Genomic DNA, 24,792 nt, shown 5'->3' with positions numbered 1-24,792 from the left:
TTTCGTCGCGTCGCGCGAGCGTCGGCTCCGGATCGGTCGCCGTCGAACCGGAGCGGTGTCGCTACGGCGTCCGTCGCACGGAGCCGGTCGACCGCTTGGCGCTCGTTCCGCGGGACGGCCTGTACACGCACCGTCGTCGATCGGCCGTAGTGCTGACGGCCGCTCGTCGCCTGTCTCGAATCGATCCGCAGAAAAGAACCGCTACCGTCCCGTCCGCCCTGCTCGGACGGGTTAGTTCCGAGAGAGGGACTCTCGACGGTTCGCCGTCCGCTCGTCTCGGCGTCCATCGTCCCGACTGAGGACGTTCCGGTAGACGTCGTGAATCCGGACGGCCATCCGCTCTTTGCTGATCCCCTCGGCCTGCTCGCGGCCGTTCGATCGCGTTCCCTCGTCGAGAATCGACGCGAGCGCCAGTTGCAGTTCGGCGTCGGTCCGACACACTTCCGAGGGCGCGACGCCGTCGAGCCGCTCGCGAACGTCGCCCACGTCAACCGAGACGACGGGAAGGTTACACGCCAGCGCCTCCTTGACGACGTTCGGGGAACCTTCGTGATCCGACGTCAACAGGAGGCAGTCCGCCGCGTTCATGTACAGCGGCATCTTCGAGTGGGGGACGTCGCGGGCGGTCTGGAGGTGGATCGGTTCCGGAACGTCCGCTCGAACCGCCTCCACGATCTGCTCCGCCCGCGGGTAGTTCTTCACCTCCCGTTCGGCTTTGTAGGGGAAGAGGACGTGTTTCGCGTCCGGATCCCACCCGAGCCGATCGATCGCCGCCGACCGCGGCATGGGTTCGAACACTTCGAAGTCGACGCCGTGTGGGATGACGTAACAGTCCCGATCGAGATCCCGTTTCATTCCCTCCGACATGACGATCGTGGCGTCGCAGTAGGCCGCACACAGTCTGCTCACCCAGCCGAGTTCGCCGTCGAGATCCGTTCCCCAGAGCGACAGGACGACCGGGAGATTCGGTTGTGTCAGCGCGAACGGTGCCGTGAGTCCGTAGTTCGCGTGGATGAGATCGTACGATCCGAACGATTCTTTCAGGACGGTCGGATGGAACCGGACGTAGTCGGCGACCGACCGACTCGAACTCGCCGTTACCGTTCCCGGAACCGAGATCGTCGTACACTCGATACCACGCCCCTCGAGCGCTTCGATCTGAAGCTCGAACGGCGGCGAATTCTCCTTCGACGTTAGATGCAGAACGTGCATAGCCCGATAGGTGCTCGACCCGGACTTTCAGGGAGCGCCTTTTTGTTATGTGACGGCTGCACGGATCGCGATCGAATCCGCCGGCCGGACGACTCGCAATCGACCGTCGGTTTCGTCGTCGCCGGCAACCTCCCGGCGTCCGCCGTCGAACCGTCGATGATCGCTGGTTCAAGGCTCCGCCGTTCGGATCGAGCCGGCGTCAACGTCATCATAACAAGGTGGCGATCGACACGTATCCTGCGCAATGACACACGCGCGGTCGGAGTCGTCTTCACTGGTCGAACGTGGGCTCCTCGCCCTCGGGTTTCTGGCGTTGGCGGGCGCGGCCGTCACGGCGCACACGTCGCCGGCGAGCGGGTACGAACTGTCCCTCTACACGAGTACGCCACGCCTATTCTGGGCGCTGTTCGCCGCGGCGGTGATGCTCTCCCTGATCGTCGCCGTTCGATCGCGCGGCGACTGGAACCGGCGGTTCGCGCTCGGACTCGCCGGCGGTGCGATCGCCGTCTTCGCCGGATTGCCCGTGCTCCGCGGCTATCGGTTCTACGGCGCCGGGGACGCGCTTACGCACCTCGGGTGGATGCGCGGGATCCGGTCCGGGGCGTTCGCGCCGACCGAGTTGCCGTACCCGGCCCTCCACACGGTCGCAACCGTCCTCTCCGTGACGGTGGGGATCGACCTCACCCAGGCCGCCCTGCTCGTCATCGTCGTCCTCACGTCGCTGTTCTTCTGCTTCGTGACGCTGTCCGCCGCGACCGTCTTCGACAGCCGGTACAGCCTCGCTATCGGCGCGTTTTCGGCGCTGCTCTTCCTGCCGATTACGACGCTCAGCACGTTCATGGTCCCCCACGCGATGTCGCAGGCGATCCTGTTCTCGTCGTTCGCGGTGTTTCTGCTGCTCAAGTACGTGCTCGACCCGGCGTTGATACGCCGCTCGTCCGCGCTGGGAGCGCTGTTCGCGCTCACGCTCGTCGCGCTCGTGTTCTATCACCCACAGCTGGCCGCGCATCTGCTAGTCGCGTTCCTCGGGATCTGTGTGCTCCAGTATCTGGTTCGGCGGTACCGAACCGACCATCCGATCGCGACGCATCGACCGATTTACGGCCAGACGGCCCTGATCCTCGTCGCGTTTCTCGCCTGGATCTCAAACCACGGCTTTATCATCGATTCGGTGGGCTACGCCGCGAGCAGCGCCGCGCAGTACTTCATCGGCGGCGGAAATGCCGGCGCGTCGGTCGACTCGCAGAGCACCTCGCTCGGCCAACTCGGCGCGAGCGTCGCCGAACTGGTCCTGAAACTCTTCGGCCCGAGCCTCGTCTTCATCGCGCTCGCCGGGCTGTTGGTTCTGTGGACGCTCTGGCGATTCGACGGATCGGTGACGCGAAAGACGAACGGCCTGATCCCGTACTTCACCGTCAGTCTGGTCGGGATGACCGGGCTGTTCGTCGTCTACTTCATCGGCTCCTACAGCCAGATGTACTTCCGCGTGCTCGGGTTGATGCTGCTGCTGGCCACGGTCGTGGGTGCGGTCACCATCGCCTACACCATGTCGAGCGCTGCCGCCGCCTCGGGTCGTGTCGCGACGGGGGCGCTTCACGGCGTCGTAGTCGTCGGGTTTGTGTTCCTGCTGCTGTTCTCGCTTCTCGCCGTGTTCCCGTCGCCGTACATCTACAACTCGTCGCCGCACGTGACGGAGATGTCGATGGAGGGGCACGAAACTGCCTTCGAGAATCAGGCAGAGAACGTGACGTTCCTCGGCATCCGCGCCGGCCCGAACCGGTACGCGGACGCGTTCTCCGGCGAGAAGGAACGGACGCGGATACACCAGGGGGTCGAGAGCGAAGAGATCGACGACGGGCTCCCGTCGCAGTTCTCCGACGATCGGTACCTGACGGTCACCCAGTCCGATCGCGACCGCGAACTGCGGTCCTACCAGGGGCTGCGGTACTCCGAAGAACAGTTTAACGACATACCCAGACAACAGGGCGTCGATCGGGTGCAGTCGAACGGCGAGTTCGAACTGTACTACGTCCACGCGGCGGATACATAACCGATCGCCCGAATACGCCCCGTCGGGAGGCGCGTCGATCGGGCTCGTCGGTAAGAGAAGATCAGCGGGTCGTCGGCGTCGTCGGTCGCGGTGGAGTCGCTCGTCGAGGCGCTCCGGTCACTCCAGGTAGCCGAGACCGCGAAGCCGATCCTCGACGCCGTCGAAGTTCTCGTCGTCGGGGTCGTTCGACGTATCCGCGGACTGCGCGTCGTAGCGCCGGTTCTCGACGGCGCCGACCGACGACGAGTCGAACACCGCCTCGAGAACGCGGCCGTCGGCAGCCTCCGGGACCGGCACTCCGGCGCCGTGACAGACCGTCGGTGCGACGTCGACGACCGACGCGCCCTCGACGGAGACGCCCTCGTCGACGGTCGGACCCCACGCGAGGAAGATCCCTTCGGACCGGTGGCTGGCCGCTTTGTCGCCGGCGGGCTCGAACGGCTCGTCGGCGACGCTGGTCTTCTCCTCGTACTCGCCGCGGCCGACGGCGATCAGGTCCGGCGAGTCGGGATCGGTCGGGAACAACTCGTCACCATCGCGAACGTCGAGCACTCGCGTTCCCGTTTCGGGGTCGGTGACGTCCGAGAGGGCGGCGGCGACGTCGCGTTTGACCGACTCGACCTGCTCCGGCGGGACGATCCCCCGGTCGAACCGTTCGGTGTCGTTGACGTAGATCTGGCTCGGGTCGTGTGCGAACGCGACGGTCTCGTCGAAGTCGACGTCGTACAGCCCGTGATCGCCCGGAATCTGCTCGGCGACGCTATCGACGACCCCCTTCGGAAGGTGTTCCACGAGCGCGTCCGGGGTGATCCCGACTCGATCGAGCGCGTCGAGCACCGTGGACTTCGTTAGCCCAAGCGATGCGAGCGAGCCGCGCGCCCCGTCGGCTCCCTTTCGCTCGAGGAACCCCTCCGAGGCGAGCAGCGAGTTGAGGTTGACGAACGTCGAGATCGGCCCGAAGCCGTGGTCAGAGACGACGTACAGCGTCGCGTCTTCCTCCCGCGCGTAGGTCATCGCCTCGCCGACGATCTCGTCCAGCTGTCGGTAGTGGTCGAGGATGACGTCCTCGTCCCAGACGAGGTGCTGGAGGCGATCGGGCGCCGTGTAGACGAAGAAGAACAGTCGCCACTCGTTCTCGCGGGCGAGTTTGTGCATCAGAGATCGCCGCGCCGCCAGGAGGCCGTCGAGGTCACCGACGAACCGATCGGGATCGTCGGTGTACTCGGACCAGTCGAGGCCGATCCGGTAGTCGGGAATCTCGCGTTCGATCTCCGCGTGCAGTTCGGACGGATGTGCGAACTGCTCGGTGCGCTCGGGCGTCATCATCCCGCTGACCATCGCGCCGTCGATCTCGTCGGCCGGATACGTCATCGGTACGTTGCCGGCGACGGCGGGGGTCATGATGTCCCACAGCGCCGGCCGACTGCGATCGGCGCCGGTGTACACGCGGTGGGTGTACGCCCCTTCGAGGGCGTGAAAGCCGTAGATGCCGTGTTTGTCCGCCCACGTGCCAGTCGCGATCGACGGCCACGCGAGCGGGGTCGTCGGCGGGAACGTACTCTCGAGCGGCCCCGTCGCTCCTTCCCGGAAGAGCCGCCCGAAATTCGGCAACTCGCCCGCCTCGCTCCACTTTCGCAGTAAATTCCAGGGGACGCCGTCGATACCCAGTACGAACGCCTTTTCCGCCGTGTTTCCGTTCATAATACAGATCGCGTACTCCGCTGTCTGAACTGTCCCAAACATCGGCCATTGTTATTCCTCGCTTGATCCGATCGCCGAGTCCTCGACGCCCGCCGAAATCGGGGCGATCCGAACCGACGCGGAGCCGCCGCCGACCGTCACCGTTCGATCGGTCCGCGGCGATCGTCGATCACGGTCGAAGCGTCGGCGACGGATCGGTGGCGCCCCCGTCGCAGACCGGTCACGTCAAGAACCGTACCGTCCGCCTGACGTCCAGCAGGCCGCCGAGGGCGGTCCCGACGACCCACACGAGGACCCCGAACCCGATCACGCCGAGCAGCGTCGCCGGTCCGGTGACGAACGAGCGGAGCGCGTAGACGCCCAGCCCCATCACCAGCGAGACGCCCGTCACCCCGACCAGCGTTCGAGCGGCCGACGCGTACCGGATCGGCAACTCGCGGCTGATGATGTAGACGTTCGCACCCGTGTAGACGGAGAAGGTCAGCACGGTCGCGACGCCGGCACCGACGACGCCCCAAACCGGGATCAGAAGCAGGTTCAGCCCGAAATTGGCGCCGGCCGTCGTCGACTTGACGATCGCCCGATCGCGGGCGCGACCGAGGTAGTCGAGACCGTCGCTGGTGATGTTGTTGATCGCGCTCAACAGGACGTACACGCTGAGCACCTGCAAGACGGGAACGGCGCCCAGATACTCCGGGCCGAACACGTACCGGACCATCGGATCAGCGACGAGGACGAGTCCGACGACTGCGGGGACGTACAGGAGGAGGACGTGTTCGAGCGATCGCTCGTACAGCCGGGCGGCGCGATGGCCTTGACCCGCGGCTTTCTGCTCGCCGTAGGTCGGGGAGATGGTGAACCCGAGGGCCTTCGCCGGCGTCTCGGTGACGCTGGTGACCTGCTTCGTGATCGTGTAGTACGCGACCGCGGTCGGGTTCAGCAGGACGCCGACGAGGATCGTGTCGATCTGTTTGTCGATCACGTTCGCGCTCCTCGTCGCCGTCAGCGGGACGCTGTACTCGAGGATCCGGCGAAGGAGCCCCTCCTCCCGCTGCGGGGCGCGCTCGAACGTTCGGTAGAAGCCGACGTAGAGGATCACCAGTCCGAGCGCGACGGCGACCGCCAGGCCGACGAGGTAGCCGGCGAACGCGCCGACGACCCCGAATCCGAGCAGGACGAAGCCGATCGCGAAGATCACGTGGCCCACCGCGAAGACCGAGTTGACGGCGGCGCTGTAGTCGACCCTGTTGAACCCCTGAAACACCTTCGCGAGGTACGTCCGCGCTCCGCGGAGGACGACGTACCCGAACCCGAGAGCCAGCAGCGGCTCGAGTCCGGGTTCCTCGAGGGCTGTCGCGATCCACGGGCTCCCGAGCGAGACGATCGCGCCGACGATCGCTGTGAGTCCGAACAGGACTGCAAGCGACGCCGTGATGATGTGCGGAACCTGCTCGGGGGCCCCTTCGCCGTACTCGGCGACGTATCGAGCGACCGACGACGGGAGCCCGAGCGTTCCGAAGACCATCACGACGTTGAACACCGCGAGCGCGAAAAAGAGCAGCCCGTACTCGTCGGGAGCGAGGAGGAACCGGGCGAGAACGACGCTGAGGACGCCGTTCGCGGCGACGGTGAGGAGGTTCGCTCCCAACGTCGCCTTGAGGCCCCGCGAAATCCGCTCTCCGATCGACATCAGCGAGCGTCCCGCTCGCCGATTCCCGCGGCGGTTGCGCCCGTCGCGCCGACACCGTCGTCGATAGTATCCTGCTGGCGGAGATGCATCGTTCGGTCGTGCCGGACACTCGGGGGTGGGCCCCTTTGTTATGGAGTATTTGGCCGCCGTTCCGGGGCACCTATCGTCGTCGGTGGAACCCTTTCGAAGCTCGGACCGAAGAACGGAACACGCCGTCGATTCGCTCCGATACTGTCGGATGGGCCGCTACGGCATCGGGTCGAACGAGCGCTGAAACGTTACCAGCCCGGGCGAAGGCCGGGTTAGTTGCCTACTCAGATAGCGTCTAGAAAAACGATCTCAAGAAGCGGATACATGATCCCAGATTCCGATGCAATCAAAAAGATGATATTATCGGCTCGTTCGGCTCTGAAGGCGGCACTACGAGTGATCGAGCTAGCAATATATTTGCCGAAAGTGCTAAGTACCTACTATGCCGCTATTCAACTAGGTGGTTGAATGACCATCTGGAGACCAAGACCATGTCAAAAGAAACAACTGCTACCGTAGAATCGCCCAATGAAACCGAATCATATCCGGACCAAGATTGGGGGAAGGTCATCTTCTGTGTGGTACTCGCCATAATCGCGGCTCTCAGTGTGCACTACGTCGTGTTTACGGCTGTGTTCGCGGGCACGAATCTCTCCCCGACCGTGCACGCGTTCGTAGGAATGGTCTTATTCTTCATTGCCGGGTTTGTATCTTTCAGTGTCTTCTATTGAGTATCTTCGAGGCATCTTTGTTATTGGCATAGCGTTTTGGCACTACCAGGAACGTCCGTTCTCGGTCGAGTCTGCAGCGGAGATTAGCTAAGTTTGATGCCGACGTAATCCCGTGGAGAAGACACGAGATGAGCAGTACGAATATCGGAGGACTGTTCCCTGGTCTAGTACCCGAACACGGACAACCGGAGACACTCCCCATTCATTCAACGAAACGGTTAAGCGTCTTCGCGGTGGTGATTCAACTAGATGGTTGAACGAGTGTTAGAAGATGACGAGTTAGACGAGATCTTCAGCGCACTCGCTCACCCGATCCGACGATCGATCCTCGAACAGTTGGCCGACGGTCCAGAACCCGTTAGTGGGTTAGCTGAACCCCACGACGTGTCACTCGCAGCAGTCTCGAAACACTTGCACGTTCTGGAGGACGCTGGTCTCGTTGAAATCGAAAAGGATGGCCGGGTTCGCCGGTGCCACCTGGAAGCTGCGCCGATGAGCGACGCATTCAGCTGGTTACTCCAATACCGTATCTTCTGGGAGGATCGCTTAGACGCATTGGGTGCCCATCTAGAAAACGAACAACCATGAAACACGTAACCACCGGTCGGAGGACTCCATGACAGAATCCGCAGATGATGAGGAACGAAGCTTCACCGTTACCCGTACGATTGAGGCGCCGCCCAAACGGGTGTTCGAAGCGTTCCTCGACCCGGACGACCTCGCCGTTTGGGCGCCCCCACCGGGGTTCGAAGCCGAAGTCGAGGATGTAGAGCCTGAGGAGGGCGGGACGTTCCGGATATGGCTCGAGGGATCGACCGAGGAGACAGAACCCCATTCCCATCCGTTTACAGGCACGTTCCAGGAACTCACGAAACCCGAGAAAATCGTCTTTACCGACGAGTCTATGGTCGAGCAGTTGGGTGAGGACGCCAGGTACACGGCCACCGTCACCTTCAAAGAAGTCCCCGATGGGACCGAAGTGACCGCGCTATTCGAGGGAATCCCCGAATTTGGCGGCGTCGATCAGGCAACTGCCAGATGGGACGCTGCCTTCGAAAAACTCGCCAATCAAGTAGAGTCATAAGAGCCGCATGGCAATCAACGTCTTCCTGCGCCGAACCCACCGCGTCATCGCGGTCCTGTTCCTGGTTACCATTCCCCCTGCAGGCTTCTTCTCGTTTTCTGCCACAGGCAGCGAGGTGTCTCCCGTGGTCTACCTCCCCCTCTTCCCCCTTCTCGGCCTCATACTCACGGGAACCTACCTCCTCGTCAAGCCGTGGGCCCGCCGGCTTCGAGTACGCTGAATATCGAGAGAGCGCGCCGCAGCGAGCACGAAGCCGTGAACAACCCAATGCGATCCGCTGCTGCTCGGCGTGCTCGCGGCTGATATCGAAGTCCGCTACCTCTAGGGTGCCGGCAATCTTCTAAGAAAGCATGACAGAGTCAGAGTCGACAGAGGGTCAGTCGGCAGCCGAGCTGATTGACGAAAGAATCGCCGAGCTTGGGGGCTGGCGCGGGGAGACATAGACGTTCAGCGAGTGACTAAATAACCTTGAAAACGCGTGGTGGACTCGAACCGAACTGAAGATAGTGAGTGGAACCCATCATTTATCAAATACATTCTCTATAGTGATAGACTCGTGTTCATCTTCGGCTAGAGCCACCCATCTCCCTAGACGAGATCTGCGTAGCCAAAAACCCACAGTTCGATCGAACTGTTACGCGGTTCTCGACGTCGTTACCTGGTGACCTCGTCGAACTCGTTCGGATCGATCTCGACGCCGTTGACGCGGACGGCGGCGTCGCCGTCGATGCTGAACTGCTCGATCTCGCCGTCGAACCGCCAGGCGTCGAGGTAGTTCGCGACGACTCCCTTCGCGCAGGTGCCGTCGACGACGGCTTCCTCGTCGATCGTCGCGCCCTCGTCGGTGCTCGGTTCGACGGCGTCGCTGACCGCGAACTCGTACTTCGTCGTGCGGCTGGTCGCGCGTCGACCGTCGACGACGACGGTGTTCACCAGGTTCGGCTCGTCCTCGTTTTCGTCCCCGTCGACCGCGTCGAACTCGCTCGGATCGACCTCGACGCCGTTGACGCGGACGGCGGCGTCGCCGTCGATGCTCAGTTGTTCGATCTCGCCGTCGAACCGCCAGGCATCGAGGTAGTTCGCGACGACTCCCTTCGCATGGGTGTCCTCGACGACGGCTTCCTCGTCGATCGTCGCACCCTCGTCGGTGCTCGGTTCGACGGCGTCGCTGACCGCGAACTCGTACTCGGTCGTTCCGCTGGTGCCGCGTCCGTCGAAGACGACGACGTTCGAGAGGCCCGGTCCCCCTTCGGGAACGGCGTCGATCTCATCGAACTCCGCGGGGTCGATCCGGCGCCGATCGGCGGTGATTCGCGTCGCTCCCTCGAGTTCGCCGATGCACCGGATCGACCCGCCTTTCACGTCGAACGTCTCGTGGCTGCCCGAGCCGATGTGACCGTGCACGTACCAGCGATCGTCGAGTTCGAACACGCGGTCCTGATACTCGTGTCCGTGGGTGTCAGCGTCGTCGCTGGGTTCGACCGCGTCGGCCTTCAGTTCGACGAGGTACTCGGCGTACGAGTCGTTCGTCGCGAACTCGAGCGTGAAGTCCCCTTCGGGGACGTACGGTTTCTCTTGTCCGCCGGATCCGTCGCCACCCGCCGCTGCCGCCGCCTCTTCCGGGCTCGTCGGGCAGCCTTCGGGGATCCGTCGCTGCGGACTTCCCGCGGAACTGCCGACGATCCGCGCCCCGTTCGCGTGGGTCCACTCCGCTCCGGTCCAGCGCGATCGGCGAACGGTGACCGTGGCGTTGTGCCCGGTCGAGTAGCCGCTCTCACCGGCGGCGATGTCGGCGTTGTTGTCGATGAAGTCGCAGTCGACGACTTCCGTCTCCCGCAGCTGGCCCCAGAATCCGCGGTGGCCCTCGATCGAGACGCAGTTTTCGAGTTTGGAGCCGGTGCTGCCCAGGCGGAAGTTCGACGTCCCGCAGCGGTAGGCATAGCAGTTCTTAATCGTTACCGTCCCGCCTTTCCCCTTGCCGGGGAGGCCGGGCGGGCTGGCGTAGATGCCGTTGTCCTGGAAGTGTTGTAGGTAGACCCGATCGAACGTGATGTGTCCCGCGTGGCCCGGGAAGACGTACGGACCGCCGGGGCCGCTCCCGTGGTCCGCATTGGATGCGGTCGTCGTCCCGAAGTGGACGTTCTCGACGCGGCCCTCGGCGTTCGGGTCCGGCACTTCGAGAACGAACGGGTGGACGCTGTTCCGCGTCCCGTCCCAGCGCCCTCTGACGCCGACGTTTCGGATGACCCAGTTATTCGCCCGCGCCCGGACCGCGATCCGGGCGTTCCGAGCGCTGATATCGAAGAGGACGTTCTCCAGAACCTCACCGTCACCGAGGTTCACCCGGTGGGTCTTTCCCGCCGGCACCGTGATGACGTCGTACTCTTCGCCGGCCGCAGCCGCGCTCTTCCCGAACGCCGCCAATCCCGCCGCGCCAGCGGCCGTTCGAAGATACGATCGCCGGTTAAGCCGTCGTTTCCCGACCGAATTTGCAGAGTCGTCTGCCATAGCAGTCAGGACGAAGGTAGACGCTCAAGAGAACATTCGCGTTTATATGATCTTCTTATTTATAGGCTACTCAGGATCCCTGGACTATCAGGAACAATGGTGACGTCTCACTCGTCGCCACCCTGGGCGGCCGCCGCCTGTCTCGGAGTTTCCGGACAGCCCGCCGGCACGCGTACCTTCGGCTTGCCTTCCGATTCGCCGACGATCCGCGCTCCGCTCGTGTGGGTGAGCTCCTCGCCGACCCACCGCGAGTTTTCGAGCGTGATTTCGGCGTCTCGACCGGTCGCGTACTGGCTTTCGCCGGCGGCGATGTCGCTGTTGTTGTCGATGAAGTCGCAGTCGACGACCGTCGTCTCGTTCAACTGACCCCAGAATCCGCGGTGGCCCTCGACCGAGACGCAGTTGCGGAGTTCGGAACCGGTGCTGCCCAGGCGGAAGTTCGACGTCCCGCAGCGGTACGCCAGACAGTTTTCGATCGTCACCGTCCCGCCTCTTCCCTTGCCGGGGAGGCCGGGTGGGCTGGCGTAGATGCCGTTATCCTGGAAGTGTTGTAGGTAGACCCGATCGAACGTGATGTGTCCCGCGTGGCCCGGGAAGACGTACGGACCGCCGGGGCCGTTGGCGTAATCCGCATTGGATGCGGTCGTCGTCCCGAAGTGGACGTTCTCGACGCGGCCCTCGGCGTTCGGGTCCGGCACTTCGAGAACGAACGGGTGGACGCTGTTCCGCGTCCCGTCCCAGCGCCCTCTGACGCCGACGTTGCGAATGGTCCAGTCGTTCGCCCGCGCCCGGACCGCGATCCGGGCGTTCCGAGCGCTGATATCGAAGAGGACGTTCTCCAGAACCTCACCGTCACCGAGGTTGACGCTGTGCGTTTGCCCCGCCGGAACCTCGATCACGTCGTATTCTTTGTCGGTCGCGGCCGCACTTTTCCCGACCGCTGCCAGTCCCGCGGCTCCGACGGCCGCTCGGAGGTACGATCGGCGAGTAATCGAGGATTGCTTCTCGAATTGCGTCGTCATGTATTTTGGTAATGCACCATTACGAGCGGTGAACGCTCGCGTTCATTTGGCGATCTTATTTATAGGGTCGGGAATTTCATGCGATCGGATGCGAGCGGAGATTTTCGCAGTACTGTCACTCTGTGGACGTCTGGAGGCCCGACCGGCGGTTCCGAATCGAAAAATTTGGGGCGACCGTCGACGTCGAACGGGACGGGGCGAAGAAACTGTTCGTTACTCGGCCGAAACGATCGCGTCGAGATCGACGACCGAGTTCCGTAGTCGCACAGCGCACGCCGATACGGGTGGTCGAGCAGTTCCGAGAGCACGTCGTCGATCGGAACAGTTCGATGACGGTGGCGACGTAGACGAGGTCGGTCACTCCGACCCCCTGCGGCGCGACGATCACGTCCGCCCGACCGACGGGAAAAACTGTTACAGATTCGTCTCGTGCGGTCGCAGTCGGGACGGACGACGCGCTCGCCCGATGACCGCGATCGAGCGCGGCCGAGTCTCCCGTTCGTTGCCAGCGCCGCGTGAATCCGTTACGTGCGTCGACCGGGATAGACCTGTCATCACAGACTACTGTCAGTTAGGCGCTAAACTACTATCGTCGACTCTCGTTACCGTCCCGACACGTGGATACTCAGCATGCCTGACCGATCACCGAACGTCTTCGTCCTGACGGTCGATTCGCTCCGGGCCGACGCCTACGAGGCCTGGATGGACAAACTCGCCGCCACGATCCAGGGGGTCGAGTTCCGCAACGCGTTCGCCACCGCGAGCAACACCGGCAGTTCGATGCCCGCACTGGCGGCCGGCGTCTACTGCGATCGGGTAGCGAACGCGACGCCGAACCTCAAACTCGGCGAGAGCCGGGATGACGACGGTCTCACGACGCTGGCGGAAGCGCTCTCTGATGCGGGCTACGAGTGCTCGCTGTGGAGCGACAACGTCATCTTCGGGGCCGAGCGGAACTACGATCGGGGGTTCGGTGGCGGTCGAACGGGAACGCCGAACTGGAAGAACCGCGCCCAGACGCTCGTCCAGCGGACGGGTTCCGATCGGCTGTTCGACGCCTGTCGGTGGGCGTACTTCAACGTGCTCGGCCGAATCGAGTCAGCGGTGGCCTCGGACGCCAACTACTACGTCTCCGCGGAGACCCACCACCGCTCAGTTCTCGACGCCCTCGAGGACACCTCCGGCGGCCAGATGCACTGGATCCACTACATGGACGTCCATCACCCGTTCGAACCGCCGGCGGAGTACCTCGCCGACAGACCGTTACACGCCGATCGACGACCCGAGGAACTCGCCGACCTCTCGTCCGCAGCGATCGTCCGGAACCGCGGCGCGGGGACGTCCGACGAGGACGTCGAAGACGTCGAACAGGCCTACCTGGCCGCCTGCGAGTACCTGCGGGATCGGATCGCGTCGTTCGTCGAGACGCTAATCGAGCGCGACCACTACGTTCCGGGCCACGACGTGCTCGTGTTCACGGCCGATCACGGCGAAGGATTCGACCGCGAGTTACACGGAATGCTCGGACACACGCCGACGCCGGCGTTCTGGGACGATCTCGTCCGCGTCCCGCTGATCGTCGGCCACCCGGCGTGGGACGCCGCCGCCGTCGAGTACCAGGTCAGCCAGATCGACCTCATCCCGACGGTGCTGCGCGCACTCGACGTTCCAGTTCCCGACTCCGCCGAGGGTACGGCGGCCGAGCGGCCCTCGGACCTGCGCCGCGAACGGATCTTTTTCACCGCAACCGGCCCGTACCGAACCTATCACGGCGTTCGCAGCCGGTCCGGGCGGAAGCTCTTCGCGGACCGGATCAGCGACTCGGATTCCGTCGAGTTGACCGGCGACGACGGGGATGAACTCGATCGCGAGCGCGTCCTGCTCACCCGCGTCGAAGACGGCGAGGAGACGATCGAGTTCGAACGCGACCTGGACGCCCGGACGAAACCGTCGAACGCCGCCGATCGGAAGCACTGGCGGGAACTCCACCGGCGCCTTTGCGACGCGCGGGGCGAGGTCGCCACCCGGCGATTCGACGCCATGCTCACCGACGAGACGGTCGCCCAACTCGAGCAACTGGGTTACGTGGACAACATTCGGTGAACGGGCCGCGCGGGATCGGTTCTGGGCTGCGTCCATCTCGGAGAGCTGCTCGTGACGGAGAACCGACGGAGAATCGGAGCGGTCGGGCATCGATCCGACGGCGGGTTCGATCGACGCGAATCGTCAGGTCTTCCCGATCGAGCCCGATAACTTCTGGTAGGCCGTCTTCGCCAGTTGCATTTCGACGCCCGCGGATTCGACCACGTAGTACGGGCGAAGGTCGCCGTTGAACTTGCCCTTGTACTCGCAGAGCCGCTCCGTGTTCGCTCCGACGAGATCGTATCCCGAGACGGAGTCGAACTGGGGATCGGTGACGAGGTCCTCGAGGATCGTCCGGTGGAGCATGTTGTTCACGCTCACGTTCTCGTAAGTGGCGACGACGCCGCCTTGCCAGTAGTAAGCGAGGTCGTTCGAGTACAGGGTGACGATCCCGCTCAGGTACTCCCCGTCCGGCCCGCGGGCCACGTAGACGCGCCACCGATCGTCGTCGAGTGACGAGAGAAGATCGCGGAGGAACGCGTGCGTCATCGGGGGCGTATCGTCGTGTTTCTCGAACTGATCGATGACGTCGTCGTAGATCCGCAGCGCCGACTGGATCCCCTCCGTCTCGATCGTCAGGTCCAGATCTTCGAATCGGCGCATCTCGTTTCGGAGGCTCTTGCTGAACCCCGTCATCACGTCCTCCATGTCGTTGCACCCCTCGACGTCGACGACGTACGTGAACTGCGGCTCCATCGCGAGGTCGTTCCAGCCGTACGGTCGCGGATCGGTGTAGCCGACGGGACAGGTCATTCGAAAGAGGGTCGTCCGCTCGTCGACGTCGAGGGCGTCGATCATCCCGTTGGCCAGCTCGTCGTTGATCTGCTCCCACTTCCGTTGTTTCGGGCTGTGCGGGTTGATGATGGGTCCGAGCCGCGGCACGCCGAACGAGACGGGCGGCGAGAACACCGTTTTACCGATCGATCGCTCGGCGACGAACGCGGGGACGAGCCCGACCGCGTGATCGCCCTTGTACGCGCCGTACAGGTGCAACTCGCTGTCGGTGTGGTCGGCGAGCACCGAGAGCGCGTCGGGGTCGTGGAACACTTCGGTGCCGCTTGCTGGAAGGGCGTCGCGCCACTCCGCGAGGTCGATCCGTTCGACGTCCATAATAGTCACGCGTTTGGGAACTACTGCTCTTGTTATTCGCACGGTACGCCCGAGCGGGCGGTCGTTTACGCCGGGTAACGGGGCGGCTAGCCGACCGAATTCGGGAGCGACGAACCGCAGATCGACGGATTCGAGCCGAATTACCGGCCGCTTTCCGTCGCTGCCGTTCCGATCGCGATCGTCGAGGCGGTACGGCGTCACCACTCGGCGCAGGCTCGGCCTATCGGGGCGAGACCCCCTCGATCGCCGCCGATGCCTCCGGAAGGCGGCGACCGTCCGCCGGTATGAGACCGATAACAAACCTCGTCGGCCGTCTCATCGATCGATCAGGACAGGGTGGCCTTTCAGCATGAGATACCTGTTTTTCGCAAACACGCCGGCGCACGTCCATCTGTACAAACACGCCGTGCAGGCGCTCGAGGAGCGGGGCCACGAGGTCTTCGTCCTCGCGCGCGACTACACCTGCACGGTCGATCTGCTCGAGTGGTACGACATCCCCTACGAGGTGTACGGCTACTGCGACACCTCGAAGGGATCGCTGTTGAGCCGACTGCCAGCGCACTACGTGCGGGCGATCCGCCGCGCCCGCCGGTTCGATCCGGACCTGATCTTCGGGATGGGAAGTTACGCGGCCCACACCGGCGCCGTCAGCCGGACGCCGACGGTCCTGCTCATCGACTCCGAACCGGCGTCGCTCGACCACGCGCTCTCGACGCCCTTCGCCCGGGCGATCCTGACGCCGAACACCTTCCGCAAGGACCTCGGGGACGACCACTACGTGTTCCCCGGGTTCAAGGAGTGTGCGTACCTCCACCCCGAGATCTACGAGCCGAACCCGTCGATCCGATCGAAGCTCGGGCTCGGCCCCGAGGAGTCGTACGCGATCGTTCGGCTCAACGCCTTCGGCTCCCAGCACGACGTCGGCAAGCGTGGGATCACCGGCGAGCAGCGGTATGAACTCATCGAGCGGCTGAGCGAGGAGACGACAGTGCTGGTCTCCGACGAGGGCGGCGACGTCGACTTCGACGGCCTCCCCGCGCGGCCGTTCGATCTCCACCCCGCGCTGTTGCACGACGTCCTCGCGGACGCCGAACTGCTGGTCGCGGACACCCAGACGATGGTCACCGAGGCGGCGCTGCTCGGCACGCCGGCGATCCGATCGAACTCCTTCGTCGGCGACTCCGACATGGGGAACTTCGTCGAACTCGAGAACCAGGGCCTGATCCACAACGTCGCCGCGTTCGACGACGTGATCGACCTCTCGATGCGGTTGCTCCGCGACGACGACGCCGAAGAAACGTGGCAGCGACGGCGCACCGAGTTCCTCGCGGACAAGGCGAATCTGACCGAAGTCATCGTCGACGTGGCGCGCGATCGGGGTCGCGTCGGCGACGTCGATTCGCTGCGGCAGTTCGATCGGCCGGCGGCGTCGGAGGCCGCCCAGTCGGTCGGCATCGGCGGCGACTGAGCGCCCCGACCGGTCCTTCGATCGCGGCCGATCGACTCGCTCGCTCGATTCCTTCCGCCGTCCGATCGAGACGCGCTCAGCGCCTGGACGGCGTCGACGCGTCGGTTTCCGACGCCCCTTCGAGCTTCGCATAGAGCTGTTCGGGCGAGCCGATCCACGCGCCGAGTTCCTGGGCGCGCTCGACGAGCCACCGGTACAGCGTTCGGTAGCCGGGGAACTCGCGCTCGTTGAAGTATCGCGGGTGCCAGAGCGCCGTCATCACTGCGTCGTTGGCGGCCGCCTCAAGCAGCACCTCCTCGCAGCGGTCGCGGGCGTCGTCGTACCGGGCGTCGGGATCGGGGAGGGCTTGCTCCATGATCGTCACCGGGAAGACGCGGAAGTCGTCGCCGAAGGGGCGGAGCGGCCGGTAGCCCGCGGTGAATCCGCACTCCGTTCCCGATCCCAGGCTCGAGTCGTACCGGAGCCCGATCGCCCGATGGTGGTGCCACGTCTCGGGGACCGAGAGGCGGAGGTGGTGCTGTCGACCGCCGGCGATCGGCCGTCCGAGGGCGTCCTCCAGGACCGCTTTCTCCTCGCGCAACCGCTCGCGATCGTCGGCCGTGTGGTACGAGCCGTGGAGTCCGACCTCCCAGCCGCCGGCGTCGAGTTCGCGAACGATCTCGGCCATCTCGGGCGCGGCGACGTCGTACCGGCCGAGGTGCTCGATCCAGTTCGCGGCGGCGAACCAGTCCCCGACCGGCCGATCGGCGAGGAGGTGTTGCTCGTTCAGGAAGTAAAACGCCGACCGGACTCCGAGCTCCTCCTCGAGCGCCATGATCTCCTCGAACTGCCAGTACGGGTTCGACGGGGACAGCGCTGTTTTGAGGTGGTACGTCGGCCGCTCTTGGAGCGCCCGATAGAACGATCGGAACCCCTTGTACGGCCGATCGACGTCGTGCGTGAGACAGAGCGCGAACGTCGCGTCGTCCGGGATCGGCGCCCGGTCCCGGGGAAGCTCCTCGAGCCGGCGTGCGATCGAGCGCGCCGCCGACCCACCGGCGCCGGCGTCGGTGCGGATCGACCCCGATCGGTCCCGTTCGGCGGCGTCGGTCATCTATGCGGCGCCCCCGGCCGATCGTCGAGCGCACCGGCGCGTCCGGCGTTCGCGCGTTCGACAGTCGTTCGAGCGGCCCTCACCCGCCGATCGGTCCGACGCCTGCTTCCGGGGATCGGGCCCGGTACCGGTCGCGATCGGCGTCGGGCGTCGCCGTCGAGAGGCTGACGAAGAGACATCTGTATCGTGACTCGTCGAGTGGGAGGCTAGCGCCACCGATAGTAAATAACGCCCTTACCGCCCCTCAGCGGCGTTCCAAAGCGGATCCTGACCCGTTCGTGACGTGTGAGAAAGGGAAACCCTTTTATTTACGTTTGGAAAAGGGTCGACAATCACGATTCTATGTCGCTCTCTAGTATCCTTTCGGAGTTGTTCCCGCGGTCGGAGTCGGATACCGAATCGTCCGACTCGATGGACTCAGACGCGTCGATCGTTTGCGAGTGTCGAACCTGCGGGACGAACGTCTCGGCCGGAACGACCCGGTGTCCGACCTGCGATGGGGACGACATCGTGACCTACTCGATCGAGTGAGGCTCCAGGCGATCCACTCGCCCGTCCTCGTCGGCGACGTGATCCTCGTCCCGCGTCTCCTCGAGAGGCGCGTTCTCCTCGGCGTCGAGCCAGATTGCGATTCCGAGGGCGACGAGTCCGAGCAAGCCGGTCGCGAACGACGCCAGCGCCGGGGTGATCCGATCGCCCGCGTCGCCCCGGAGCGTCCCGGCGAACCCGGCCAGACTGCCGGAGATTCCCGCGGTTCCGGCGCCGTAGAAGACGACCGCCGGGTGGAACTCCCGGACGACGTATCTTGCCTTCAATCGCCAGCAGAAGCTCCGGAGCAACAGCAGCGAGACGAACCTGACGAACGGGAGGTACCGAATGCTGCTCTCTTCGGCGCCGTAGACGGCCGACATCGGAACGTCCACGACGCGGCGATCGTTGACGTTGAGATGGGTCAGGATGTGGTTGAGGAAGCCGTACTGATCGGTAATCGCGTCGAGGTCGAGTCCCTCGATCGTTTCGCGCGAGATGGCCGTGTAGCCGTTCTGGGGGTCCCCGATGGTCCAGTATCCGGTTGCGAACTTCGAGAGGCCGGTCAGCAACGCGTTGCCGACGAAGCGGAAGGTGGACATTCCCTCGCGATCCTCGGGGTCGAGCAATCGGTTCCCCTTCGCGTAGTCGGCCTCGCCGGTCGCGACGGGATCGACGATCCGATCGAGGATCTCGGGGTCCATCTGGCCGTCACCGTTCATGACGGCGACGACGTCGATATCGTCCTCCAGGGCGTGCTCGTAGCCGGTCTTGACGGCCGCGCCGTAGCCGCGGTTCTCGTCGTGTCGGATCGGGACGACCCGACGTCCGTCCCCGCCGTCGGCGATCGCTCGCTCCGGTTCGATCGCTCCGTTGATCTGGTCGGCGACCCGCTGGATCACGTCCCACGAGTCATCTGGCGAGGCGTCGTCGACGGCGTAGATCCGATCGACGAACCCTGGCACGGTCTCGATGACGCTCCCGACGAACGCCTCCTCGTTGTACGCCGTGACGACGACGCCGATCGTGCGGTCTTTATACATCGTTTCCCCCGCGCGTTTCGGTGCGATCGGGTCGTTCTCGCGGCGCCGATCGACCGCCGTCCGGCGCGGTCGGTTCGACCCCGGGCGGGTCGGCGGATCGAGACGCCCGGGGCGATCGGCCGTCCAGCGACCCCGCGAGCGTGTAGCTGCGGTGGTCGGTTCCCGAGAGGTCGAGGGCGTCGCGGCCGTCGACGACCACCATCGGATCGAGTTCGTCCCACGGAATCTCGTCGAACGCCTCCTGCGGCGTGACCAGGACGGCCGCGTCGAACGACTCGTCGGGCAGGGCCCCGATCGAGACGGGACGGGCGCCGTAGTCGGCCGGATCGACCAGCGGATCGACGCCGGCGACGTCCGCGCCGTGATCGGTCAACGCCTCGATAACGCCGAGCGCCGGCGACGCTCGCGTCTCCTCGACGCCGGGTCGGTAGGTAAGTCCGAGAACGACGATCGACGCGTCGGCGAGGTCGGCGCCGGCCACGGCGAGTTCGCGCTCGAGGCGATCGACGACGACCGACGGCATCTCGTCGTTGACCCGGCGGGCGGTCCGGGTCACCGCCATCGGTTCCTCGGCCTGCGAGAGCAGGAAGTGCGGGTAGTAGGGGATGCAGTGACCGCCGACGCCGGGGCCGGGGTCGTGGAGCTGACACATCGGCAGGTCGTTGGCGGTCTCGATCGCCTCGCGGACCGAGATCTCGAGTTCGTCGGCCAGCCGACCCAGTTCGTTCGCGAGGCCGATGTTGACGTCGCGGTAGATCCCCTCGAACACCTTCACCGACTCGGCCGTCGTCGCGTCCGAGACGGGGCGGACCTCGTTGTCCGAGAGTTCGTCGTAGACGATCGCGGCGGCGCGGGTGCTCTCGTCGTCGACGCCGCCGACGACCTTCGGGTACCGTCCGCGGATGTCCCGCAGCGCGGTCCCCGAGGAGGTTCGTTCGGGGCAGAAAGCCAGGCCGAACTCGTCCGGATCGAGGTCGCTCTCGCTCGCGAGGTGCGGCCCCAGGACGTCCCGGCAAGTCCGCGGCGGCAGCGTCGACTCGGCGATCACGAGGTCGCCCGGGTCGAGGCCGACGGCGATGTCGTCGGCAACGGCCTCGACGGTCGTCAGATCCGGCCGGTTCTCGTCGTCGAGCAGCGTCGGCACGATGATGACGTGGATCCGGGCCTTCCGCGCGGCGGTCGGGCCGTCGGTCGTCGCGTCGAGCCGATCGGCGGCGACCTGTTCCGCGACCAGGTCGTCGAGACCCGGTTCGCCGACGACGTGGCTTTCGCCGGCGGTGACGGTCTCGACCACTTCGGGATCGACGTCGACTCCGGTCACGTTCCCGGTCGTCTCGGCGTACACCGCGGCCAGCGGAAGCCCCATCTTGCCGAGGCCGTAGACGGCGACCGGGACGTCGCCGCCGGTCAGGCGCTCGCGCAACCGGCTCTCGGGCAGCTCCGTGTCGTACGGCGCGGTCCCGTTTCGATCGCTCCGATCGTTCCGGTCGTTCATGCCGTCGCGAGTCCGATCGGTCACGCTTCCACCTCCTGTTCCTGCTCTCTGCGATCGGACTCGACAAGGGAGTCGAGTTCCTGGATGATCTCGAGCGCGTCGATCCCGTCCTGGGCGGTCACTTCGGGCTCCGTTCCGGTTCGGACCGACTGCACGAACGATTCGAGTTCGTGCCGGAGCGGTTCGCCGTTCGCCACGCGCGGTCGTTCGACGACGCTTTCGTGTCGGTATCGATTCTGGCCGTCGTCGGTGAGGTACTCCGGATAGGAGTCGCGGTGGATCAGGACCGACTGTTCGAGGTAGTCGACCTCGACGAGACACTCCTTGGCCGTCACGGAGAGCTTTCGAACCTTCTTCTGGGTCAGCCGGCTTGCCGTCAGCGACGCGACCACGTCGCCGTAGCGCATCGCCGCCGTGGCGTACTGGCCGTCGTCGGTCCCGCTGGCGGTGATCCCCGACGGCTGCTCGTCGAGCAACGCGCCGACGACGTCGACGTCGTGGACCATCAGGTCGAAGATGACGTTTCCTCGAGCGGTCCGATCGACCGGTGGTCCGAGCCGTTCGGCCTCGACGGCGATCACCTCGAGATCGTCGATCAGCTCGGTGACGGTCTGGACGGCCGGATTGAACCGCTCGATGTGCCCGACCTGCAGGACGAGGCCCGCGTCCCGCGCCTGGGCCGCGAGCGCCCGCCCTTCCTCGACCGTGCTGGCGATGGGTTTCTCGACGAGAACGTGGACGTCCGCGTCGAGACAGGTCGAAACGAGGTCGTAGTGTACGTGGGTCGGCACGGAGACGGTGACGACGTCGCAGCGCTCGAGCAGCGTCTCGAGCGTGACGGACTCGGTCCCGTACTCATCGGCGACCCCCCGCGCGAGTTCTCGGTCGCGGTCGCAGACCCCGGCGAGGTCGACGGTCGGCAGTTCACTGTACACCCGTGCGTGGTTCTCCCCCATCGCGCCGACGCCGATGACGCCGGCGCGAACGTAGGCTCGCTGTGTCATTGATTTGCGTAGTGGTCTCGCACTGCTTCGACGACGCGACGTCGGTCGCGATCGGAGAGGCCGGGGTGGACCGGCAGCGAGAGGACCTCCTCGGCGGCGCGCTCGGCTCGCGGGAGCCGCGTCGCGGCCGTGCTCACCGATTCGTAGGCCGGTTGCCGGTGGATCGGCGTGTCGTAGTAGACGCACGTGTCCACGCCGTGCTTCTCGAGCGTCGCCGCGAGCCCCTCTCGATCGTCGGTTCGGACCGTGTACTGGTGGTAGACGTGGCGGTACCCCCGCGGCTCGGTCGGAGTCTCGAGCGGCAGGTCCGCGAGTTCGTCGTCGTACGCGCTCGCGGTTTCGCGTCGGGCCCTGTTCAGCGATGGGAGCCGCTGGAGCTGGACGCGACCGATCGCCGCCCCGAAGCTCGTCAGCCGGTAGTTGTGCCCGAGCTCGACGTGGTCGTAGCCGCCCGTCCCGGTCTCGCCGCGGCCGTGGTTCACGTAGCGGGCGACCCGATCGGCGACGTCGTCGCGGTCGGTCGTCACCATGCCGCCCTCGCCCGTCGTCATGTTCTTCGTCGGGTAGAACGAGAAGCAGGCGGCGTCGCCGAACGTTCCGACCCGATCGCCGCGGACCGTCGCGCCGTGGGCCTGACAGGCGTCCTCGACGACGAACAGGTCGTGATCGTCGGCGACGTCGAGCAGCGCGGGCACGTCGGCCGGTAGCCCGTAGAGGTGAACCGGAAGCAACCCGACCACGTCGTCTCGCCGGGCGACCGTCTCCGCGACCGATTCGGGGTCGAGAGTGTAGGTTTCCGGGTCGATATCCGCGAAGACCGGCACGCCGCCCGCGAGCCTGATGGCGTTGGCGCTCGCCACGAAGGAGAAGGGCGACGTGACGACGGCGTCACCCTCCCCGACGCCGAGCGCCTCGAGCGCGGCGTGCAGCGCCGTCGTCCCGTTCGAGGTCGCGACGCCGCGATCGGCCCCGCAGAACGCCGCGAACTCCTCCTCGAAGGACCGAACCTCGGGCCCGTCGGCCAGCGTTCCGCTCTCGAGGAGCGATCGGACGCGTCCGATGGCGTCCTCGTCGAGCGTCGGATCGGCGATCGGCACTCGCGTTCCGGCGTCCGCCCCGGCCTGCATCGGGTCCGCGTCTCCGCTCGTTCCAGCGTCGATACTCGTCTCCGCGTCCGCGTCGATATCGGTGTCTGTGTCGGTCATGCGAGTTGGTTCGGTCCCTCAAGCGGTTCCGGGAGCGATTCGGCCGTCGCGGGCGCGCCGACCGCGAGCGTGTCCGGCGGAACGTCGTCGGTCACCACGGCGCCCGCGGCGACGAACGCGTTCGACCCGACGGTCACGCCGGGGAGCAGCGTCGCGTTCGCGCCGATCGATGCACCCTCCTCGATCGTCGGTCCCTCCAGGCCGTCGTCGCGTCGGACCGGGTACTCGTCGTTGGTCATGACGGCGCCGGGTCCGACGAACACGTTGCTCTCGATCGTCGTCTCGGTGGGAACGTAGACGTTCGTCTGAAGGCTCACGTGCGAGCCGATCGTCGTCGTCCCGTCGATGACGGTCTTGGTGCCGACGAGGACGTCGTCGCCGATCGTCGTCCCCTCGCGGACGAGCACGTCGTGGCCCGTCGCGAAGCCGTCGCCGATCGTCACGTCGCCGTAGACGATCGAGCCGGCCCTGATCGTCGCGTCGTCCCCGACGCGGGTCGGCTCGTCGAAGTCGCCGTATCCGACCGCGGCCTCGTCGTCGACCGTACAGTTCTCTCCGGAGACGAACCGGCTCACGGCGATACACCCCGCTTACGCCGCGTAGCATCCGACCGAGACGATTCGGGCCGGGGCCGCCGGCCGAATCGTCGTCCGTGTTTTCGTTTCATAACGTATCGATACCCGTGTGGGCAGTCGTCCTGACACAGCGGGTAACGAGGCTTTGTTATCCCCGACGTGATTGGTCCGTAATCGCAAACTACAGCGATCGAGAGATGACATTCGGCGTCGGCGGGCCACCGGGTCGATCGGGGGCACGCTCGTCGGTTCGCCGCGTTCACTCCCGCGGAAATATCGGCTTGGTCGTCAGTCACGAGCGCTAACCGGTACAAATCCCTTTCTGATGGGTAGCTGAGCGATAGTAAAGGGTCGTAGGGTGGGACTGGGTGGTGTGAGGTATCCGACCACACCCGGACGCCGGGAACGGGAACGAACTGGTATCCCATGACTGACACCGAACTCACACAGGCTGAACTCTTCGACGTATTCAGTAACGCCCGACGACGACGAACGGTCCGGTACCTGACCCGACGCGGCGGCTCGTGCGACCTCGCGCCGCTGGTCGAACAGGTCGCCGCCTGGGAGAACGATGTCGATCGGGACGAGGTAACCCGCACGCAGCGACGTCGGGTCTACATCTCGCTCTACCAGACCCACCTCCCGATGCTCGAGGACAACGGGATCGTCGACTGGAACGCCGACGACCACACCATCGAACTGCTGCCGAACGAGGAGCTGTTCGAGCCCTATCTCGATCGACGACTCGACGGCCAGCGGCCGTGGCACCGCGTTTACGCTGGCGTCACGACGCTTGGTATCGTCGCGCTGGCGCTCTCGTGGCTCTCGGTCGGTCCCGTTTCGGCCGCCGTCGCGCCCGCGATCGCGTTGGTTCTCTCCGTAATCGTCCTCGCCGTGTCGGTGGCACAGCACGTCGAACGCCGACCCGGATCGATGGGTACGACGATCGGCGTCGGCCGATAACGATTCCCGCCGTCGGTCGGATGCCTCGACGCGGTCGGTTTCTGCGTTCCTCGAGTCGTGACTCCGTCACTCTACGGGTGGCTTCCGTCTCGTCCCGGCTCGACGTCGACGCGAGTCTCGGGCGGACGCGATCGACGC

The 24,792-nt window shown here is 65.3% G+C and carries 19 protein-coding genes; 7 read left to right on the top strand and 12 right to left on the bottom strand.

From position 1 onward, the window contains the following. Positions 1–231: 231 nt before the first annotated feature. Entirely contained in the window at positions 232–1,212 is a 981-nt protein-coding gene (locus MUH00_RS22305; RefSeq protein ID WP_247004868.1) for a glycosyltransferase, read from the bottom strand. Positions 1,213–1,456: 244 nt separating this feature from the next. On the opposite strand from MUH00_RS22305, the gene MUH00_RS22300 reads away from it, so the two are divergent. After that, positions 1,457–3,262 carry a hypothetical protein gene (locus MUH00_RS22300; RefSeq protein ID WP_247004867.1) on the top strand — a complete coding sequence of 602 codons (1,806 nt, stop codon included), beginning with the start codon at positions 1,457–1,459 and terminating at the stop codon, positions 3,260–3,262. 117 nt (positions 3,263–3,379) lie between these two features. Here the strand turns inward: MUH00_RS22300 and MUH00_RS22295 are convergent, their stop codons facing one another. Beyond that, positions 3,380–4,963 (bottom strand): alkaline phosphatase family protein, encoded by a 1,584-nt coding sequence (locus MUH00_RS22295; RefSeq protein WP_247004865.1) that lies wholly within the window; start codon positions 4,961–4,963, stop codon positions 3,380–3,382. A 220-nt stretch (positions 4,964–5,183) separates the two neighbouring features. Then, on the bottom strand, positions 5,184–6,653 hold the full coding sequence (locus MUH00_RS22290; RefSeq protein WP_247004863.1) for a flippase: 1,470 nt from the start codon (positions 6,651–6,653) through the stop codon (positions 5,184–5,186). Between the two features lie 1,010 nt (positions 6,654–7,663). On the opposite strand from MUH00_RS22290, the gene MUH00_RS22285 reads away from it, so the two are divergent. Genes MUH00_RS22285 through MUH00_RS22275 form a run of 3 tightly spaced genes read left to right on the top strand, consistent with a single transcriptional unit; the run spans position 7,664 to position 8,718 of the window. Then, a complete protein-coding gene (locus tag MUH00_RS22285) occupies positions 7,664–8,002 on the top strand; it encodes an ArsR/SmtB family transcription factor (protein WP_247004861.1) in 339 nt (112 codons plus the stop codon). Positions 8,003–8,030: 28 nt separating this feature from the next. Continuing rightward, positions 8,031–8,498 carry an SRPBCC domain-containing protein gene (locus MUH00_RS22280; RefSeq protein WP_247004860.1) on the top strand — a complete coding sequence of 156 codons (468 nt, stop codon included), beginning with the start codon at positions 8,031–8,033 and terminating at the stop codon, positions 8,496–8,498. A 7-nt stretch (positions 8,499–8,505) separates the two neighbouring features. Beyond that, positions 8,506–8,718: a hypothetical protein gene (locus tag MUH00_RS22275; protein ID WP_247004858.1), complete on the top strand. Its 213-nt coding sequence runs from the start codon at positions 8,506–8,508 to the stop codon at positions 8,716–8,718. A gap of 434 nt (positions 8,719–9,152) precedes the next feature. Here MUH00_RS22275 and MUH00_RS22270 read toward each other — a convergent pair whose 3' ends face one another. Together MUH00_RS22270 and MUH00_RS22265 are read right to left on the bottom strand one after the other, a co-directional pair. Then, positions 9,153–11,006: a hypothetical protein gene (locus MUH00_RS22270; RefSeq protein ID WP_247004857.1), complete on the bottom strand. Its 1,854-nt coding sequence runs from the start codon at positions 11,004–11,006 to the stop codon at positions 9,153–9,155. Positions 11,007–11,113: 107 nt separating this feature from the next. Continuing rightward, on the bottom strand, positions 11,114–12,028 hold the full coding sequence (locus MUH00_RS22265; protein WP_247004855.1) for a hypothetical protein: 915 nt from the start codon (positions 12,026–12,028) through the stop codon (positions 11,114–11,116). Positions 12,029–12,658: 630 nt separating this feature from the next. On the opposite strand from MUH00_RS22265, the gene MUH00_RS22260 reads away from it, so the two are divergent. Next, positions 12,659–14,131 carry a sulfatase-like hydrolase/transferase gene (locus MUH00_RS22260; protein WP_247004853.1) on the top strand — a complete coding sequence of 491 codons (1,473 nt, stop codon included), beginning with the start codon at positions 12,659–12,661 and terminating at the stop codon, positions 14,129–14,131. A gap of 123 nt (positions 14,132–14,254) precedes the next feature. Here MUH00_RS22260 and MUH00_RS22255 read toward each other — a convergent pair whose 3' ends face one another. Further along, complete coding sequence (locus MUH00_RS22255) at positions 14,255–15,280, bottom strand: GNAT family N-acetyltransferase (RefSeq protein WP_247004851.1); 1,026 nt, start codon at positions 15,278–15,280, stop codon at positions 14,255–14,257. Between the two features lie 349 nt (positions 15,281–15,629). Here MUH00_RS22255 and MUH00_RS22250 point away from each other — a divergent pair, with 349 nt between their 5' ends. Continuing rightward, positions 15,630–16,748 (top strand): DUF354 domain-containing protein, encoded by a 1,119-nt coding sequence (locus tag MUH00_RS22250; RefSeq protein ID WP_247004849.1) that lies wholly within the window; start codon positions 15,630–15,632, stop codon positions 16,746–16,748. A gap of 76 nt (positions 16,749–16,824) precedes the next feature. Here MUH00_RS22250 and MUH00_RS22245 read toward each other — a convergent pair whose 3' ends face one another. From MUH00_RS22245 to MUH00_RS22215, 6 genes are all read right to left on the bottom strand, one after another. Further along, positions 16,825–17,841, bottom strand: coding sequence for a polysaccharide deacetylase family protein (locus MUH00_RS22245; RefSeq protein WP_247004848.1), 1,017 nt, complete (start codon positions 17,839–17,841; stop codon positions 16,825–16,827). A gap of 515 nt (positions 17,842–18,356) precedes the next feature. Further along, positions 18,357–19,412 carry a glycosyltransferase family 2 protein gene (locus tag MUH00_RS22235; RefSeq protein WP_247004844.1) on the bottom strand — a complete coding sequence of 352 codons (1,056 nt, stop codon included), beginning with the start codon at positions 19,410–19,412 and terminating at the stop codon, positions 18,357–18,359. Continuing rightward, positions 19,405–20,931 (bottom strand): nucleotide sugar dehydrogenase, encoded by a 1,527-nt coding sequence (locus MUH00_RS22230; RefSeq protein WP_425603076.1) that lies wholly within the window; start codon positions 20,929–20,931, stop codon positions 19,405–19,407. The genes MUH00_RS22235 and MUH00_RS22230 overlap by 8 nt, the downstream gene beginning before the upstream one ends. Next, positions 20,928–21,911: a Gfo/Idh/MocA family protein gene (locus MUH00_RS22225; RefSeq protein ID WP_247004842.1), complete on the bottom strand. Its 984-nt coding sequence runs from the start codon at positions 21,909–21,911 to the stop codon at positions 20,928–20,930. Before MUH00_RS22225 ends, MUH00_RS22230 begins: the two co-directional genes overlap by 4 nt. Then, positions 21,908–23,116, bottom strand: a complete 1,209-nt coding sequence (locus MUH00_RS22220; protein ID WP_247004840.1) for a DegT/DnrJ/EryC1/StrS family aminotransferase — start codon at positions 23,114–23,116, stop codon at positions 21,908–21,910. The genes MUH00_RS22225 and MUH00_RS22220 overlap by 4 nt, the downstream gene beginning before the upstream one ends. Continuing rightward, complete coding sequence (locus tag MUH00_RS22215) at positions 23,113–23,691, bottom strand: acyltransferase (RefSeq protein WP_247004838.1); 579 nt, start codon at positions 23,689–23,691, stop codon at positions 23,113–23,115. Before MUH00_RS22215 ends, MUH00_RS22220 begins: the two co-directional genes overlap by 4 nt. A gap of 426 nt (positions 23,692–24,117) precedes the next feature. Here MUH00_RS22215 and MUH00_RS22210 point away from each other — a divergent pair, with 426 nt between their 5' ends. Further along, the gene (locus tag MUH00_RS22210; protein WP_247004836.1) at positions 24,118–24,654 is read left to right on the top strand and encodes a ClbS/DfsB family four-helix bundle protein; all 537 of its coding nucleotides are present in this window, start codon (positions 24,118–24,120) and stop codon (positions 24,652–24,654) included. Positions 24,655–24,792: the final 138 nt, after the last annotated feature.

The organism is Halosolutus gelatinilyticus (assembly GCF_023028105.1).
GTDB lineage: Archaea > Halobacteriota > Halobacteria > Halobacteriales > Natrialbaceae > Halosolutus > Halosolutus gelatinilyticus.
This window is presented reverse-complemented; position numbering and strand designations above follow the sequence as displayed.